A 15,483-nucleotide genomic window follows, 5' to 3' on the forward strand; every position below is an offset into this window, starting at 1 on the left:
CACTCCTCGCTATTTCAGCTTTTCGTGAAGCTCAATCAGTTCAGTCACCAGCTCACGCGCCAGCATTGATGTCATCAGGTGGTCCTGAGCATGAACCAGCACCAGGCTAACTTTCATTTTACCTTCGCCCTGATCGCCTTCAATCAGTTTCGTTTGCACGAGGTGCGCTTCATTCAGCGCCAGGCGAGACTGGTCCATCATAGCCTTAGCTGACTCGAAATCGCCTTGCTTGGCCATTTTGAGCGCGCCGTACGCCAGGCTACGCGCCTGACCGGAGTTGATGATGAGACCCATCACCACTTCTTCGAGTTCTTCTGCTTCTGACTGCGTGTCGACGATGTTTTCGATATCCAACATACTTTTTTCCTCTGGTTCAGTCCGGCATGACCGTGAAGCCATGCCGGATTAAATTTAGAATTTCAATGCGTTAGCGATATCTTCTTCGCTTTCTTCTTGATCAATAACGTTCTGCGCTTTGTTGGCTACCACCACGAACGGCAGATAAACCAGCGTGGCGATACCAAGGTTGAACAGCGCAACCAGCAGAGCTGCGACGCTACCGTTGGTGTTAAAGAACGCGCCCAAACCGGTTGGCATGGTCCACGGTGCGATGTTGGTAATCGGTGGAATAATGCCGGAGTAATAAGCTGCCAGCGTAATCGCCGCCAGAATCGGCTGCACCAGAATGAACGGGATAAACATCACCGGGTTCATGATGATCGGCAGACCGAACAGGATAGGTTCGTTAATCTGGAACAGGCCTGACGGCAGTGCCAGTTTAGCAACCTGACGATAATCCGGACGACGCGATGCCAGGAAGATAGCGATAATCAGACCCAGCGTAGCCCCGCTACCCCCGAGGAAAATATAGGAGTCGAGCATCGGTTTCGCCCAGACGTGGAAGGTCTTTCCGGCTTCCAGCGCGGCGTCTACGGAACCAAACTGTTGGTAAATGGAGATGTTTTCCAGCGCCCATGGCGTCATGATACCGCTGTCCAGCGCGGTCAGCGCCAGTGAACCATGAATACCGAAGAACCACAGCAGCGGAACAAAAATCACGTAGGCCCAGCCCACTACGCTGCCCAGCGATGCCAGCGGAGTTGAAATGGAATCCATGATGATCTGGTGGAAGTTCGTACCCCAGGTGTTCAATGCCCAGGCGATGATCCCCATAATGGAGAGGATAAGGAAGCCAGGAATCAGCGCAGAGAAAGAGCGCGACACGGATGTCGGTACGCTATCAGGTAATTTAATTACCCAATTGCGACGGACCACAAAGGTGAACATTTCCGCGACCGCGAGGCCGATAATAATACCGGAAATAATATTGGCACCGCCGAGCCAGTTCGCGCCAACGGCATAGGCTTCACCCACGCTATATGGCGTTACGGTCATAAACGCGGCGACGGATAACAGCCCGGCAGCCAGAGAGTCGACTTTGCGTTCTTCTGCCAGCGCCATACCGATAAAGAACGGCGCCATCAATGACATGATACCCAGCGTACCGTTATAGACGTTTCCACCAATGCCTTTCAAACTATTCAGCGTTTCAATAGTTGAAGCATCAAGTCGAATGCCCATTGAATAAAAAAACGACCCCTCCCCAAAGCTCAGGAAAACGTTATTGATTAATACAAACATGGCCCCTGCGAGGGTTAACGGCATTAAACGAATAAAACCGTTTTTGATTGCATTAACGTGTGGCTGCTTTCCAATTTTTACAGCAAAAGGAAGGAGTACCTTTTCAAGTGAAGCAATAGCGTTACTCATAGAAAAATACCCTTAAATACCGCAATTAATAATTGCGGTGAATGTTAATGAAATAACTCTTTGACGGGAAAAATTAAAATAAAATAATTAATTTGCTGCGGCTTTTTTAATTGCTGCAACCGCAGCCTTAAGCACGCCTAAACCATCGACTTTGCCATACAGCAGCGAGTCAATCACTTCCACAGGCTTGTTGGGTAACAAACGCTGAATTTCGGGCAACATATAAGCAATTTGTGGACCTAATAATACAACATCGGCCACTGGACCTTTTTCTCCGGCCAGCGTTTCAGGAAACGCTTCAATAATAACCGGTACTTCGTATTTTTCGGCCTGAGCACGCATCTTCGAAACCAACAATGAAGTCGACATGCCCGCAGAACAAAACAGATAAATGTGTTTCTTTTCCATTAAAACGATCCTCATGTGCGATTATCTGTCACCAGACACTCCGCAAGCCCTAACCTGCATCCATGCTCTGGGTAACTTGCGTCAGCTAAATTACTTTTTTAGGTGGCTGAAATGAGTATACGGGATTGCACCAGCGGATGGTATTTCCTTGACCAACTAAATTGTCTCTCCTTGACCTGGCGTTATGACCACCCTCACACTTCAGGTAAATAATTCGCGTCAATAATTAAGATCGTGTGACATAAAAAAACCGGCGCAGTGGCCGGTTTTCCCGAGTGCTCAGGCAATAAACAGTTGCTACTTCTTCGCTGCCTGCGGGTCGGTGTCGTACTCTGCGCAGGTCTGGTAGCCAGAGTTAATCACGTGTCCGGTGTCATCTAAAGCAACAAAATAGGTCTCAGCTTTACCATCTCGTTGACCCAGGATGTAGGTCTGACACGTCCCACGCGCATGGATCATACTGACTTCGGAAGACGGTTTACCGGCAATCTGCGCTACCTGCGCCCGGCTCATCCCTTTCTTCACATCTTTCACCACGGGCTGAACAAATTGGTCTTTCGTACGATCGTAGGCCGTACACCCTGCCAGCATAGTCAAAACAGCCGCTGCGCTCAGAATTCCTGTTAGATTCTTGTTCATATTCCGTCCTCTTGTATTTCAGCGTGTTATATAAGCCTGGAGCACAACAACGCATTTTTCAAGCAATCAGAGGATACTTAGGTGGTTTCGGAAAATTCTATTAAAACAAAATGATGCTATATCAGGCTCGCATCCCTTGTCGTTTGGGCCTCAACGCGTTAGCTTTAACACATCATTTTTTTGATCATTTTATTTTTCGGAGGGGGTTAAATGACTCTGCAGCAAGAGATAATCCAGGCGCTTGGCGCAAAACCGCACATCGATGCAGAAGAAGAAATTCGCCGCAGCGTGGATTTCCTGAAATCGTATCTGCAGACCTACCCCTTTCTGAAATCGTTGGTGTTGGGAATTAGCGGCGGACAGGACTCAACGCTCGCTGGAAAACTGTGCCAGATGGCGATCACCGAGCTGCGAAAAGAAACGGGTAATGACGCACTGCAGTTTATTGCCGTACGCCTACCGTATGGTGTTCAGGCCGATGAGCGGGACTGCCAGGATGCCATCGCCTTTATTCAACCGGACCGCGTACTGACCGTCAATATTAAGGGCGCGGTGCTGGCCAGCGAGCAGGCCCTGCGTGAAGCGGGTATTGAACTGAGCGATTTTGTGCGTGGCAATGAAAAAGCCCGTGAACGTATGAAGGCACAATACAGTATCGCCGGCATGACCAGCGGAGTTGTCGTGGGTACCGATCATGCTGCAGAAGCCATCACCGGATTTTTCACTAAGTACGGCGATGGCGGTACCGACATTAACCCACTATTTCGTCTGAACAAGCGCCAGGGCAAACAACTGCTCGCCGCGCTGGGGTGCCCGGAGCACTTATATAAGAAAGCACCAACTGCCGACCTCGAGGACGATCGCCCTTCTCTGCCGGATGAAGCCGCACTGGGCGTCACTTACGACAACATCGACGACTATCTGGAAGGAAAAACGCTGGATCCCGACGTCGCGAAAAAAATTGAAGGCTGGTACGTGAAAACTGAGCATAAACGTCGCACCCCGATCACCGTGTTTGATGATTTCTGGAAAAAAGCGTAATCCTTTTCCCTTCAAAATGCCGGGTAGCGCCAGGATTGGCACTATCTGGCATTAGCCTGCTGAATCTCATGCCGCTTTTTTAATCGCCCTCAAACTGCTACACTGGATGAATAACCAGCATCTGGAGTCAACAGTGGTACAGCGTCAATCAGCCCCTCGTCTGACATTTGAGGCAGCGGCAATCTATGAATATCCCGAGCACCTGCGCCCGTTTTTGAGTGCGCTTCCCACCGCGCCAGGCGTCTATCTGTTTCACAGTGATAGCGACACCATGCCGCTTTATATTGGTAAAAGTGTCAATATTCGCAGCCGTGTGCTGGCGCATCTGCGTACCGCAGACGAAGCGAGTATGCTGCGTCAGGCCAGGCGCATTAGCTGGATTTGTACGGCCGGAGAAATTGGCGCCCTGCTGCTGGAAGCGCGGCTTATCAAAGAACAGCAGCCCCTGTTTAACAAACGGCTGCGACGCAATCGCCAGTTGTGTGCCTTGCAGCTTACCGATCGAACGGTTCAGGTGGTTTACGCACGAGATATTGATTTCTCCCACGCCCCCAATCTGTTTGGCCTGTTTGCCAACCGCCGCGCAGCGCTACAGGCGCTGCAAAGCCTCGCCGATGAACAACAGCTGTGCTACGGCCTGTTGGGGCTGGAACCCCTCAGCCACGGGCGCGCCTGTTTTCGCTCCGCGCTTAAACGCTGCGCCGGAGCCTGCTGCGGGAAAGAAAGCCCTGAAGCACATTATTTGCGTCTGGTAGAAGCCCTGGAAAGAGTGCGCGTAATCTGCTGGCCGTGGAGCAATGCCATTGCACTGCAGGAAACCCGCGCTGAAATGACGCAGTACCATATCATCAATAACTGGCTGTGGCTGGGAGCCGTTTCAACGCTGGATGAGGCAGCTACACTCGCGCGAATGCCGGCCGGCTTTGATCAAGATGGCTACAAAATTCTCTGCCGGCCTATTCTGTCTGGTCAATATGACATTATTGAACTGAGTCCGGAGAATGCCCCGGCATCCAGTTAATCTCGCTGAACAGCAGTTTCCCCTCGCGCTCCAGCAGTCGTAACGTGTGTTTACCGTCGTGCCAGCTTGCACCCTGATCGACGGTCAACAACTTATCACCCAGTTGCCAGGCTCCGCTGATAACAAACACCACGCCGCCGCGCGAACCAAAGGTCGTAAAGGTGCGATCGGCAACTCTGACTTTTGCCTGGCAGACATCCCGTCGGGTCATGATATTAAAATCCATCGACATCTGCCCTTCCGTCAGCTTCGCTTTTACCACCTTGTCACCGGCAAAGGTAAAAGGCTGATGCTGTTTCAGGGTATGCGTGAAGGTGTTCGGCTCTTCCAGTGTCACTTCTCCGCCTTCCAGCAGGGTAATCACGCGTTCTACGCCGGGAAAAAGAGAAAACTCCCCATTCGCTGCGATGGAGGCGATACTCGCCCGCCAGTGAAAATCTCGTGTTGCTGGCGGAAAACAGCAAATCTCACGCGTTTCTCCCGCACCATTTCGCCACAGATTGACCGGCATTTTGCGGATATCAAAGTATTCCATCATCCCTCCAGAAAGGCGCAGCACGGCAGCCCACCGTAAACAGGCAGCCATAATTCATCATTGTTATGTTCACCCTGCAGATTATTGTTATCGGCAGCAGAGTTGATTTGCCTTAGCGATGAACCCGGTGTTTTGCAAAAAAGAACAACGCGCCCTCCAGGTGGAATTTTCGCGGGCTTCAGGAGAATAACGTGTCACAAGCGCGGTGCAAGAGGCAGCAAAGAAAAAACCGCCGATCCTGCCCACCTCGTTAAACGTGTTGTGGACAAGAGCGGCGGTCTTGAGTTTGGTTTCACACTGTGCGGCAATCAGCACACACAGCGTGAATGATATAGTGTAGACGCTGAACGATTACTCAGCAGCTTGCGGCATTTTACCCTTCTGCGCGGCACGTTCTGTCAGACGCTTCTCAAAATTGGCATTAAACTGCTTTTTCTGTTCCGGGGTCAGAATGTTGTAAATCTTGTTCTGGGTTTCCATATGCGCCAGCATGTTGGCTTTGCGCTGTTCTTCCATCTTCGCAATCTGCGCTTCCGCTTTCGCTTTATCAAAGCTATCGCTGGCGATGATGTCGTGCATTGCGCGGCGCTCTTCCAGCGGCGGACGTTTCATCTGATCACGCTGACCTTTCATGATCTCGCGAATCTGCTGTTTCTGCGCATCGGTCAGGTTCAGGTCTTTAAACATCATGTCGTGATGCGGGGCAAACTTACCGTTGTGGTGCATCATTGGTTTGGCATCAGCTGGCGCAGCTGTTGTCGTGTCAGCGGCGTGGGCCAGGTTAGCAGCGCCCAGCGCCAGGGTAGAGGCAACAAACAGAGCAGTCAGTTTACGCATAATTTCTATCCTTTCTTTCAGTTATTTTTACGACACTCATGCGACTCTTATGCAATGTGATGTCGTGTTGACGAGATTAACTTTACCGGCTTAAGCGTCAATTAATCAGAGCAACGGTAAAACAATGAAAGTGTAAAAAACAAACTTTCATCAATTATGGAGAAAAAAAGAATAAATTGCGCAGAGTTGCAATGAAAAATTACAACGGGATGATTTTGAAGGGATTATGAAGAACTATACCTCATCCCTGATTATTAAGAAAGCAATTCACCAGGAATAATCCGTAATAAATAAAAACAGCACGTAAAAATAAGCCCTTAGGGATAAACCAAAAGGGCATATATATTTGTCATAATTTTTCGAGCATCAATCCGGCACGTAAACCACAGGCCACGTTTGGATTTGGAAAAAGAACGTATTCAACATCATGGGTGACGGTAAAACGTTCATCACCGTCCTGCGCCAGCAAGGTGCCCTCTGTAAAAGGGGTAAAATTGAGCGTCTGGTTATCCATGTGAAGAATGAAATCGTCGCTACGCCGCGTGATTTGCGACACCACGCGGTAACGCAGCGGAGATGTTTCTCCCGGTGACATTCGCTCGCCCTGCAGCAGCTTCGCCAGCGCATCTGCCGTCTGCGCAAACTGAGTCAGATCGTTTTGTCCAAACGGCAGCGCTTTACCCAGTTCCAGCGTGCAGGCCAGCGCGCCAAAATGTTCAGCGCTAAAATGGGTGAACGTGCCGCCAGGTGTCTGATGGAAAACCAGCGCCTCCAGCCCTGCCTCTCCCAGCCATCCCAAAAAATCTTCGTCCCAGGCAACGTTGCGTTGTGGCAACACGCCAAAGCGCAGATGCTGCGAGCCGCGAATCGCGGTGTGCAGATCCAGATGCCAGCGGACTGGCTCTTTCGCCCGCGAATAAAAATCCTCCAGACACAGCTCAAGCTGATGGGCTCGGTGCGTTTCTTCGCTCGCGGCAAAAATCTGCCAACGGCCGCCAAACATACGGTTCAGGTCGCTATGACAATAACGTTGTCCCGCCGCCAGCGCCTGCGGGTTCCCCAGAATCACCAGCAGCCGCCATGTGAGCGTTAGTTCACCGCTAAACAGCCTGGAGAGAATTGAATCAAGTATCTCTACCGGGGCCGTTTCATTGCCGTGGATCCCCGCAGACAGCACCAGCGAATATTCCGCCGGAGCGACCGGCGTCAGCTCCAGAATTCCGTGACCAATCCACTGCCAGGAAAAGCCGCGAGCTGTGCCCTCGGTTGTCTCGGGGGTTATCCCTGCCAGCGTCTGGGCCAGAAAATTATCCATGGCTGGTCCTCTCCTGCTGGAAGGGATACACAGAGCCGAGGTTGAGCAATTGCGTCAACGTATCCAGCGCTTCACGCCCCTCACGCAACAGCTGCGGGTCGGCAAGGTCGGCGGCGGTAAGACGATCGCGATAGTAACGGTCGACCCAATTATTCAGCGTGTTAAACAGCGTATCATTCATGATAACCGCCGGATTTACGGCCTGCAGCTCCTGTGGCGTAAGCACCACTCTCAGGCGCAGACATGCCGGACCGCCGCCATTGGACATACTTTCACGCAGATCGAATACCTGCAGGTCATCGATCGGATTGTCTTCCTCGAGCAGACGGTTCAAATACCGCCACACGCCCGCATGCTCCCGACACTCCTGCGGCAGGACCAGCATCATCGAACCGTCATCACGGCTCAGTAACTGGCTGTTAAACAGATAGGTAGTCACCGCATCCTGCACCGACACTTCCGCAGCCGGGACTTCCAGCGGGGTAAAACCTGCCACCTGACTGCGTAACTGCTCGAACAACGCCTGCTGTCTGGCAAACGCCAGCTGATGACAAAACAGTACCTGGCGATTCGACACCGCAATCACATCGTTATGAAACACGCCAAGATCGATAACGTCCGGGTTTTGCTGGGCAAAAATGCGCTGATGCGGGTTAACCTGATTCAGTCGGGCGACCGCCTCGCTGGCCTCACGGGATTGCCTCGCCGGATAGCGCTTCGGATGGGATGCATTCCCTTCTTCACGACCGTAAACAAACAGCTGTACGCCAGGGTCGCCGTAATCCCCGCCGAGGCGGTTATGGTTTGCCGCACCTTCATCACCGAATAGCGCAACCTGGGGTAACGCACCGTGGACCGTAAAACTATTCTCATCACGGAAAATCGCCCGTAGCAACGCTTCGGTGGTCGGCGCTTCCAGCGAACGGTGAAACTTATTATTCAGATTCGCCACCGTCAGATGCACTTTCCCGTCCAGCGCATCGGCTGAAGGGCAGACCGTTGCCGCATTCGCCACCCACATAGACGATGCGGAGCTGGCGCTGGAGAGCCAGTGAGGCGCCTGACGCGCCACGTTCTCCAGTATCTGTTCGTCGCGGCCGGTAAAGCCCAACTGACGCAGCACCGGAATATACGGCCGCTCATGAGGCGGGATCACCGCCTGGGGAAATCCCGCATCCGCCAGCGCTTTCATCTTTAGCAGACCCTGCTTCGCCGCCAGACGCGGGTTCGATACCTGAAAACGATGTTTGGTTGAGGCCTCATTACCAAATGACAGCCCCGCATAGTGGTGGGTCAGCCCCACCAGACCATCAAAATTTACCTCACGGGCTTTCATAGCTTATCCTCGCGAGAAAAATCCAGGCCGGGGCTAAGCGTCGTTGGCAGCGTTAAGGCCGGTGATTCCAGACTTGCCATCGGCCAGGCGCAATAATCTGCGGCATACCACGCGCTGGCGCGATGGTTCCCGGAAGCGCCAACGCCGCCAAACGGCGCTGTACTCGCCGCGCCGGTTAACGGCTTATTCCAGTTGACGATCCCGGCCCGCGCCTCGAGCAGCAGTTGATCAAACTGGCTGCGATCGGGGGAAACCAACCCACACGACAATCCAAAGCGGGTTTTGTTCGCCATACGAATTGCGTCATCAAAGCTGTCATAACGCCAGACGCCAAGCAGCGGTCCAAAGACCTCTTCATCGGGTACGTTCGCTGCCCCGGTCAGTTCGATGATCCCTGGGGTGAGCAGTGACGTTCCGGCTTGCACCAGACGTGGCGCTAACAGCGTCCGGCCCCCTAACGACTCCAGACGCTGCCAGGTATCATAGACATGCCGCGCGGCCTGTTCGGAAATCAGCCCGCCAATAAATGGCTGCGGTTCTGCGTCCCAGTTGCCGGGCATTAAACGCTGACTGACGTCCACCAGGCGCGTCAGGAACGCATCCCCCTGCGCGCCTTTTTTAACTAACAGGCGACGGGCGCAGGTACAACGCTGTCCGGCGGTGACAAACGCGGACTGAATAGTCAGATGCACTGCGGCATCAATATCTTCCGGGTTCTCAATAATCAGCGGGTTGTTGCCCCCCATCTCCAGAGCAAGGATTTTTTCCGGCTGGCCGGATAGCTGTCGATGCAGTTGATAACCCGTATTGGCACTGCCGGTAAACAGCAGGCCATCGAGATCGTCCTGCCCGCTCAGCGCCTGTCCCGTATCGCGACCGCCCTGCACCAGGTTCAGCACACCCGGCGGCAATCCCGCCTGCTCCCACAGCTTTGTCACGGCTTCACCGGTCCACGGCGTCAGCTCGCTGGGTTTGAAAATCAATGTGTTGCCTGCCAGCAGTGCCGGAACAATATGACCATTGGGTAAATGGCCAGGGAAGTTATACGGGCCAAAAACCGCCAGCACGCCGTGCGGGCGATGGCGCAACGTCGCTGCGCCATCCGGTAATTCGCTGTGATGCTCTCCGGTACGCGCATGCCAGGCTTTCACGGAGATGGCAATTTTATTGATCATCGCCGTCAGTTCTGTAGCGGCTTCCCAACGGGGTTTGCCGGTTTCCCGGGCGATAATCTGTGTGAGTTCGACTTTATTGCTTTCCAGCAATGAGGCAAATTTTTCAACAATGGCCTGGCGTGCGCCAAAGGGCTGTTTAGCCCAACTGGCAAAGGCTGCGCGCGCGGCCCGGCACGCCTGCGCCACCTGGGCTGCATCGGCATCATTGCCCTGCCACAGTACATCACCGCTTACGGGATTGGTTTTCACCCGACGCTCGCCCAGCCCCGTCACCCAGTCGCCGTTTATCCATAATGTCATGCTGTTTTCTCCTCTGCACAAAGACGCACAAAACGTACATGGTCGCCCGCGTGACATTTCAGGGCGTCAAGTTGCGCCGCCGTCAGTACCAGACGCTGAGTATCCGGGTCGGCACGAACCAACATGACGCGGAAGTTTTGATAATTTTCATTGGCAACCAGACAAGCAGGATAGTCGCCCGGCGCAGGCTGCCCTTCAGCCACCTCCACCAGCCTGCTCTTACGGATAGCCCGTACCCGGTCAATATCGCACTCCAGGGTCGGTCCGCCGTCGAAAATATCGACGTAATTGCGGTAGCGAAATCCTTCTTTCTCCAGCACCGCCCGCGCAGGAGCCGTTTGCGGATGCACCTGACCAATCACGCTTTGCGCTTCGTCAGACAGGAAATGGGTATAAATCGGATGCTTAGGCATCAGTTCAGCAATAAAGGCTTTTTGCCCGGTTCCGCAGAGAAAATCCGCCCGGCTGAACTCCATTGAGAAAAAACGTTTGCCGAGGCTTTGCCAAAACGGAGAGTAGCCGTGTTCATCGATCACGCCGCGCATCTCGGCCACGACCTTCTCATTGAACCGGTCACGAAAGGCCGCCATAAACATAAAGCGCGACTTCGACAACAAATAGCCGTTGCCTTCTTTACGCCAGTCCGGATCGAGAAACAGAGAACAAAGTTCGCTACTGCCCGTGTGATCGTTACTCAGAAACAGCGTCGGCAGCGCGTTATACACGTTCAGCTCTTTCGAGGCGTGCACCAGAGTACCGACCCGGTAGTTGTACCAGGGATCGTTAAGCCCCACCGCCACCTCAATGGCGCAAATCCCTGCCACGGTTCCGCTGGCGCTGTCTTCAAGCACAAACACATATCCCTGCTCACTTTTGGGCAACTCACCGCGCCAGGTTTGTAGCGAACGTTCGATACGCGCCATCAGCGTAGCTTCATTCGCCGGTAGCGAGGTCAACCCGCCGCCGGTCTTACTGGCAAGCTGCATCAGCGCGGTGATATCAGCGCGTTCAATGGGACGAATCACCATCATGATGAACCTCCTGCTTTAATGCGTTCGCAGGCCAGCGCAAAGCGATCCAGTCCGGTGGCGATTTCTTCTTCGCTGACGTTTAACGCTGGCGCAAACCGCACCACATTAGCGCCAGCAATCAGCACCATCACTCCGGCAACGGCCGCTTCTTGCGAGATGAGTTTTGCTTTCCCGGCAAATTCCGCGTTCAGCACACAGCCAATCAGCAGTCCGAGTCCACGAATTTCACTAAACAGTCCAAAACGTTCGTTAATGGCGTTAATACGCTCCACAAACCAGTCGTGACGCTGTTTCACTCCGTTAAGCACTTCCGGCGTGTTAACAATTTCCAGCAGTTTTCCCGCCACCGCAGTGGCCAGCGGGTTTCCGCCATAGGTCGTACCGTGCGTACCGACCGTCATCACACTGGCGCAACTCTCTGTCGCCAGCAGTGCGCCGATGGGGAAACCACCGCCCAGCGCTTTTGCTGTCGTCAGCAGGTCCGGCGTAACGCCGTAGTGCATGTAGGCATACAGTTCGCCGGTACGGCCAACCCCGGTCTGAACTTCATCAAAAATCAACAGCGCATTATGGCGATCGCATAATTCACGCAACCCCTGCAAAAAGGCGTTTGTTGCCGGCACTACGCCGCCTTCCCCCTGCACCGGCTCCACAATAACCGCACAGGTGTTGTCATCAATCAGTTGGCTGGCAGAGTCGAGATCGTTATACACGGCATGGCGGATATCCGGCGGCAGCGGCGCGAAGTCCTGTGAATAGGCGGGCTGTCCTCCGGCGCTGACGGTAAACAGCGTGCGACCATGGAAAGCATTTTTAAACGCCACAATGCCGCTCTTCTGGCTACCAAAACGATCGTGGGCATATTTACGTGCCAGCTTTAATGCCGCTTCGTTAGCTTCTGCGCCAGAGTTACAGAAGAAAATGCGCTCGGCAAAAGTGGCATCAATCAGCTTTTTCGCCAGGCGCAGCACCGGCTCGTTGGTGTAGCCATTTCCCGTATGCCAGAATTTGCTCGCCTGGTCGTTTAATGCCTCGCGCAATGCCGGATGTGCATGACCCAGCGCGTTAACCGCAATGCCTCCCGCGAAATCGATATACTCTTTACCCTGCTGATCCCACAGACGTGAACCTTCGCCACGCACCGGAATAAAAGGGGCCGGAGCGTATACGGGCATCATCCATTCATCAAAATTTTCACGCGTAATTGACAGAGACATAGCGACCTCAACGGTAAATAAAAGGTTATTTATATGTTAATAAATATAGTGTTTGCGGTGTAAATGTAGATTGCAGGCTTCGTGCCAGCCAGCGAAAAAAGTGCATAAACGGAGGACGGTGACGGAATATCAACGAGTTACAACCTGACGATATTCACTGTATGTGCATATAAAGTGAATATGTTTGCGTACCAGATGACTAAACAGAGGAAAAAACGCAATTTTATTCAGTCGCCAAATATAATTCTGGAATTGTGATCGTATACGAAATTTATCGGAAATTATTGCTCTATTCCGACGCGCTACGCGCCAAAACGGTGCAGTTTTTGCTCCATCGTTAACACCATTAGCAATCATTGTTGGAATCAGGTGACAAGAAGCAGTCAGCCTGCAGAAATTCTGCTACCATCCTTGCACTATTCATCTTGCAAAGTGGCAGCGACTATGAAATTTGTCTCTTTTAATATCAACGGCCTGCGTGCCCGTCCCCATCAACTGGCAGCCATTGTCGAAAAACACCAACCGGATGTTATTGGCTTACAGGAGACAAAAGTCCACGACGATATGTTCCCTCTCGAAGAGGTAGCTAAGCTGGGTTATAACGTCTTTTATCACGGTCAGAAAGGCCACTACGGCGTAGCACTATTAACGAAAGAAACGCCGATTGCGGTGCGTCGTGGCTTCCCGGGTGATGACGAAGAAGCGCAGCGTCGTATCATCATGGCGGAAATTCCGTCGCCTCTGGGCAGCATCACGGTGATCAACGGCTATTTCCCGCAGGGCGAAAGCCGTGACCATGAAACCAAGTTCCCGGCCAAAGCCGCGTTTTATCAGAACCTACAAAACTACCTGGAGACTGAACTGAAGCGCGACAATCCGGTATTGATCATGGGTGATATGAATATCAGCCCAACCGACCTCGATATCGGTATTGGCGAAGAGAACCGTAAACGCTGGCTGCGTACCGGCAAATGTTCCTTCCTGCCAGAAGAGCGCGAGTGGATGGAACGTCTGCTGGGCTGGGGCCTGGTAGATACCTACCGTCACGCCTGGCCTGAAAAGAACGACCAGTTCTCGTGGTTTGATTACCGCTCAAAAGGCTTTGACGATAACCGTGGCCTGCGTATCGATCTGCTGCTGGCGAGCAAACCGCTGGCGGAGCGCTGCGAAGAAACCGGCATCGACTATGAAATCCGCAGCATGGAAAAGCCGTCCGACCATGCGCCTGTATGGGCTAAATTCCGCGTCTGATCGTCTGCGTATTTTCACTCTCCGGGCCTGGCCTGGAGAGTCTGTTTATTCTGTGCAAAATCAATAAAGCCACGGTAATACATTGTTGCGCCCGGAAATTTATTATATCTTCGCGCGCACTTTTCGCTGACGAAAACGCTACATTGCACTCGGTTTTACAGGAGAACCCCCATGAAAAAGAAGTTCGCATAACGCAGAATACCGGCTGCTAATTGTTGCGGTATTGTTCTGCGTTCTGGCGGGAGTTTTCCATCATTACGGTCTGACCGATCTGATCACCAATTTCCATCATTTACAAGATGTCATCCGCCAAAGCGGCCTGTTCGGCTATACCCTTTATATCCTGCTGTTTATAGTTTCCGCGCTGTGTCTGATCCCAGGCAGCATTCTGGTGATCGTCGGCGGTGTGCTGTTTGGCCCGGTGACAGGGACGCTTATCTCGTTAGTGGCGGCAACCATGGCTTCGGCGCTGTCATTTATGCTGGGTCGCTGGCTTGGCCGGGAATTACTGCTGAAATACGTTGGCCACACGGCAACGTTTCAGGCTATCGAAAAAGGCATTGCCCATAGTGGAGTAGACTTTCTGATCCTGACCCGGCTCGTGCCACTGTTCCCCTATAACATTCAAAACTATGCCTATGGGCTAACGGCCATTCCGTTCTGGTCATTTACCGTGATATCTGCGCTAACCACCTTGCCCGGCATCTTTATCTATACGCTGATGTCGCACGAACTGGCCAGCGAAGGGATTAGCTGGGCATTTATCGGTAAGCTCAGCGTTGCGGGGCTGGCGCTATTCGTCCTCGTTCAGGCCGCCAAAGCCTGGGCGCGACATAAACATGTCGATCCGGCGCCCGGTCACGAGTACGCGGGTAAATGATCAAGATGAATAAAGCGCGGCGGACACGCTATTACCGTATAAGCTTGCTTGCCCTGCTGCTGCTCGCTCTGATGGCGTGGGCGTGGATACCTGGCGTGAGTGATTTTCTTCACGCCAGCCTGGCGGCATTTACCACGCTCGATCAGCATGCTCTTGAGAACTTCATTCGTTCTTACGGAACCCAGGCGGCGGTCGTGTCGTTCTTCCTGATGATCTTACAGGCCATCGTTGCACCGCTTCCCGCCTTTGTGATCACCTTTGCCAATGCCTCGCTGTTTGGTGCATTTTGGGGCGGCGTTCTGTCCTGGAGCAGCGCGATGGCAGGCGCGGCGCTGTGCTTTTTTATTGCCCGCGTTTTAGGTCGCAGCGCGGTGGAAAAACTGACCGGAAAAACGGTGCTGAACAACATGGACACTTTTTTCGAGCGCTATGGCAAGCACACAATTCTTGTCTGTCGCCTGTTACCTTTTGTACCGTTCGACCCGGTAAGCTACGCAGCAGGCCTGACCTCGATTCGTTTTCGCCATTTCTTCATCGCCACCGGCATCGGTCAGTTACCGGCCACTATCGTCTATTCATGGGCTGGTAGCCTGTTAACCGGCGGCACATTTTGGTTTGTTACCGGCCTGTTCATCCTGTTCGCTCTGAGCGTGGTGATTGCCGTGGCCAGAAGACTTTATCTTGAGCATCAACGGAAAAAGACCTGAGTCTTTCCCCCATTTTTAGC

General features: G+C 52.9%; 16 protein-coding genes. 5 read left to right on the top strand and 11 right to left on the bottom strand.

Annotation, left to right across the window (positions count from 1 at the left end; all coding sequences use genetic code 11):
• Nucleotides 1-9: 9 nt before the first annotated feature.
• From chbA to osmE, 4 genes are all read right to left on the bottom strand, one after another.
• Nucleotides 10-357, bottom strand: coding sequence for a PTS N,N'-diacetylchitobiose transporter subunit IIA (gene chbA / locus OGV38_RS23275; protein WP_003030618.1), 348 nt, complete (start codon nucleotides 355-357; stop codon nucleotides 10-12).
• A 54-nt stretch (nucleotides 358-411) separates the two neighbouring features.
• Nucleotides 412-1,770, bottom strand: coding sequence for a PTS N,N'-diacetylchitobiose transporter subunit IIC (gene chbC, locus OGV38_RS23280; RefSeq protein WP_003030619.1), 1,359 nt, complete (start codon nucleotides 1,768-1,770; stop codon nucleotides 412-414).
• Nucleotides 1,771-1,857: 87 nt separating this feature from the next.
• On the bottom strand, nucleotides 1,858-2,178 hold the full coding sequence (gene chbB / locus OGV38_RS23285) for a PTS N,N'-diacetylchitobiose transporter subunit IIB (RefSeq protein WP_003832547.1): 321 nt from the start codon (nucleotides 2,176-2,178) through the stop codon (nucleotides 1,858-1,860).
• A gap of 297 nt (nucleotides 2,179-2,475) precedes the next feature.
• Nucleotides 2,476-2,817 carry an osmotically-inducible lipoprotein OsmE gene (gene osmE, locus OGV38_RS23290; RefSeq protein ID WP_003030621.1) on the bottom strand — a complete coding sequence of 114 codons (342 nt, stop codon included), beginning with the start codon at nucleotides 2,815-2,817 and terminating at the stop codon, nucleotides 2,476-2,478.
• A 210-nt stretch (nucleotides 2,818-3,027) separates the two neighbouring features.
• Here osmE and nadE point away from each other — a divergent pair, with 210 nt between their 5' ends.
• Entirely contained in the window at nucleotides 3,028-3,858 is an 831-nt protein-coding gene (nadE, locus tag OGV38_RS23295; protein WP_016156329.1) for an NAD(+) synthase, read from the top strand.
• Nucleotides 3,859-3,964: 106 nt separating this feature from the next.
• Nucleotides 3,965-4,879 (top strand): excinuclease Cho, encoded by a 915-nt coding sequence (gene cho / locus OGV38_RS23300; RefSeq protein ID WP_410675706.1) that lies wholly within the window; start codon nucleotides 3,965-3,967, stop codon nucleotides 4,877-4,879.
• Here cho and ves read toward each other — a convergent pair.
• The 7 genes from ves to astC form a co-directional block, all read right to left on the bottom strand.
• Nucleotides 4,839-5,414 carry an environmental stress-induced protein Ves gene (gene ves, locus OGV38_RS23305; protein ID WP_016152850.1) on the bottom strand — a complete coding sequence of 192 codons (576 nt, stop codon included), beginning with the start codon at nucleotides 5,412-5,414 and terminating at the stop codon, nucleotides 4,839-4,841. The genes cho and ves overlap by 41 nt on opposite strands.
• A gap of 351 nt (nucleotides 5,415-5,765) precedes the next feature.
• Nucleotides 5,766-6,251 (bottom strand): ATP-independent periplasmic protein-refolding chaperone Spy, encoded by a 486-nt coding sequence (gene spy, locus OGV38_RS23310; RefSeq protein WP_003030629.1) that lies wholly within the window; start codon nucleotides 6,249-6,251, stop codon nucleotides 5,766-5,768.
• 349 nt (nucleotides 6,252-6,600) lie between these two features.
• Nucleotides 6,601-7,566: a succinylglutamate desuccinylase gene (astE, locus tag OGV38_RS23315; protein WP_202195171.1), complete on the bottom strand. Its 966-nt coding sequence runs from the start codon at nucleotides 7,564-7,566 to the stop codon at nucleotides 6,601-6,603.
• The gene (gene astB / locus OGV38_RS23320; RefSeq protein WP_202195172.1) at nucleotides 7,559-8,902 is read right to left on the bottom strand and encodes an N-succinylarginine dihydrolase; all 1,344 of its coding nucleotides are present in this window, start codon (nucleotides 8,900-8,902) and stop codon (nucleotides 7,559-7,561) included. Before astB ends, astE begins: the two co-directional genes overlap by 8 nt.
• The gene (astD, locus tag OGV38_RS23325; protein ID WP_269517313.1) at nucleotides 8,899-10,377 is read right to left on the bottom strand and encodes a succinylglutamate-semialdehyde dehydrogenase; all 1,479 of its coding nucleotides are present in this window, start codon (nucleotides 10,375-10,377) and stop codon (nucleotides 8,899-8,901) included. The genes astB and astD overlap by 4 nt, the downstream gene beginning before the upstream one ends.
• The gene (gene astA / locus OGV38_RS23330) at nucleotides 10,374-11,408 is read right to left on the bottom strand and encodes an arginine N-succinyltransferase (protein ID WP_016152846.1); all 1,035 of its coding nucleotides are present in this window, start codon (nucleotides 11,406-11,408) and stop codon (nucleotides 10,374-10,376) included. The genes astD and astA overlap by 4 nt, the downstream gene beginning before the upstream one ends.
• Nucleotides 11,405-12,625, bottom strand: coding sequence for a succinylornithine/acetylornithine transaminase (gene astC / locus OGV38_RS23335; protein WP_049271262.1), 1,221 nt, complete (start codon nucleotides 12,623-12,625; stop codon nucleotides 11,405-11,407). Before astC ends, astA begins: the two co-directional genes overlap by 4 nt.
• Nucleotides 12,626-13,069: 444 nt before the next feature.
• On the opposite strand from astC, the gene xthA reads away from it, so the two are divergent.
• The 3 genes from xthA to OGV38_RS23350 all read left to right on the top strand — a co-directional run bounded on the left by xthA (nucleotide 13,070) and on the right by OGV38_RS23350 (nucleotide 15,463).
• On the top strand, nucleotides 13,070-13,876 hold the full coding sequence (gene xthA / locus OGV38_RS23340) for an exodeoxyribonuclease III (protein ID WP_016152844.1): 807 nt from the start codon (nucleotides 13,070-13,072) through the stop codon (nucleotides 13,874-13,876).
• 223 nt (nucleotides 13,877-14,099) lie between these two features.
• Nucleotides 14,100-14,756, top strand: coding sequence for a TVP38/TMEM64 family protein (locus OGV38_RS23345; protein WP_286475175.1), 657 nt, complete (start codon nucleotides 14,100-14,102; stop codon nucleotides 14,754-14,756).
• The gene (locus OGV38_RS23350) at nucleotides 14,753-15,463 is read left to right on the top strand and encodes a TVP38/TMEM64 family protein (RefSeq protein ID WP_269517314.1); all 711 of its coding nucleotides are present in this window, start codon (nucleotides 14,753-14,755) and stop codon (nucleotides 15,461-15,463) included. Before OGV38_RS23345 ends, OGV38_RS23350 begins: the two co-directional genes overlap by 4 nt.
• Nucleotides 15,464-15,483: the final 20 nt, after the last annotated feature.

This window comes from Citrobacter sp. Cb080 (assembly GCF_030334745.1).
Lineage (GTDB): Bacteria > Pseudomonadota > Gammaproteobacteria > Enterobacterales > Enterobacteriaceae > Citrobacter > Citrobacter braakii.

Bases quoted from the DNA above. Each gene is read 5' to 3' on its own strand.
- astA (WP_016152846.1), bottom strand. From the start codon at position 11,408: ATGATGGTGATTCGTCCCATTGAACGCGCTGATATCACCGCGCTGATG.
- nadE (WP_016156329.1), top strand. From the start codon at position 3,028: ATGACTCTGCAGCAAGAGATAATCCAGGCGCTTGGCGCAAAACCGCAC.
- osmE (WP_003030621.1), bottom strand. From the start codon at position 2,817: ATGAACAAGAATCTAACAGGAATTCTGAGCGCAGCGGCTGTTTTGACT.
- cho (WP_410675706.1), top strand. From the start codon at position 3,965: ATGAATAACCAGCATCTGGAGTCAACAGTGGTACAGCGTCAATCAGCC.
- astB (WP_202195172.1), bottom strand. From the start codon at position 8,902: ATGAAAGCCCGTGAGGTAAATTTTGATGGTCTGGTGGGGCTGACCCAC.
- OGV38_RS23350 (WP_269517314.1), top strand. From the start codon at position 14,753: ATGATCAAGATGAATAAAGCGCGGCGGACACGCTATTACCGTATAAGC.
- ves (WP_016152850.1), bottom strand. From the start codon at position 5,414: ATGGAATACTTTGATATCCGCAAAATGCCGGTCAATCTGTGGCGAAAT.
- chbB (WP_003832547.1), bottom strand. From the start codon at position 2,178: ATGGAAAAGAAACACATTTATCTGTTTTGTTCTGCGGGCATGTCGACT.
- astC (WP_049271262.1), bottom strand. From the start codon at position 12,625: ATGTCTCTGTCAATTACGCGTGAAAATTTTGATGAATGGATGATGCCC.
- spy (WP_003030629.1), bottom strand. From the start codon at position 6,251: ATGCGTAAACTGACTGCTCTGTTTGTTGCCTCTACCCTGGCGCTGGGC.
- xthA (WP_016152844.1), top strand. From the start codon at position 13,070: ATGAAATTTGTCTCTTTTAATATCAACGGCCTGCGTGCCCGTCCCCAT.
- chbC (WP_003030619.1), bottom strand. From the start codon at position 1,770: ATGAGTAACGCTATTGCTTCACTTGAAAAGGTACTCCTTCCTTTTGCT.
- chbA (WP_003030618.1), bottom strand. From the start codon at position 357: ATGTTGGATATCGAAAACATCGTCGACACGCAGTCAGAAGCAGAAGAA.
- astE (WP_202195171.1), bottom strand. From the start codon at position 7,566: ATGGATAATTTTCTGGCCCAGACGCTGGCAGGGATAACCCCCGAGACA.
- astD (WP_269517313.1), bottom strand. From the start codon at position 10,377: ATGACATTATGGATAAACGGCGACTGGGTGACGGGGCTGGGCGAGCGT.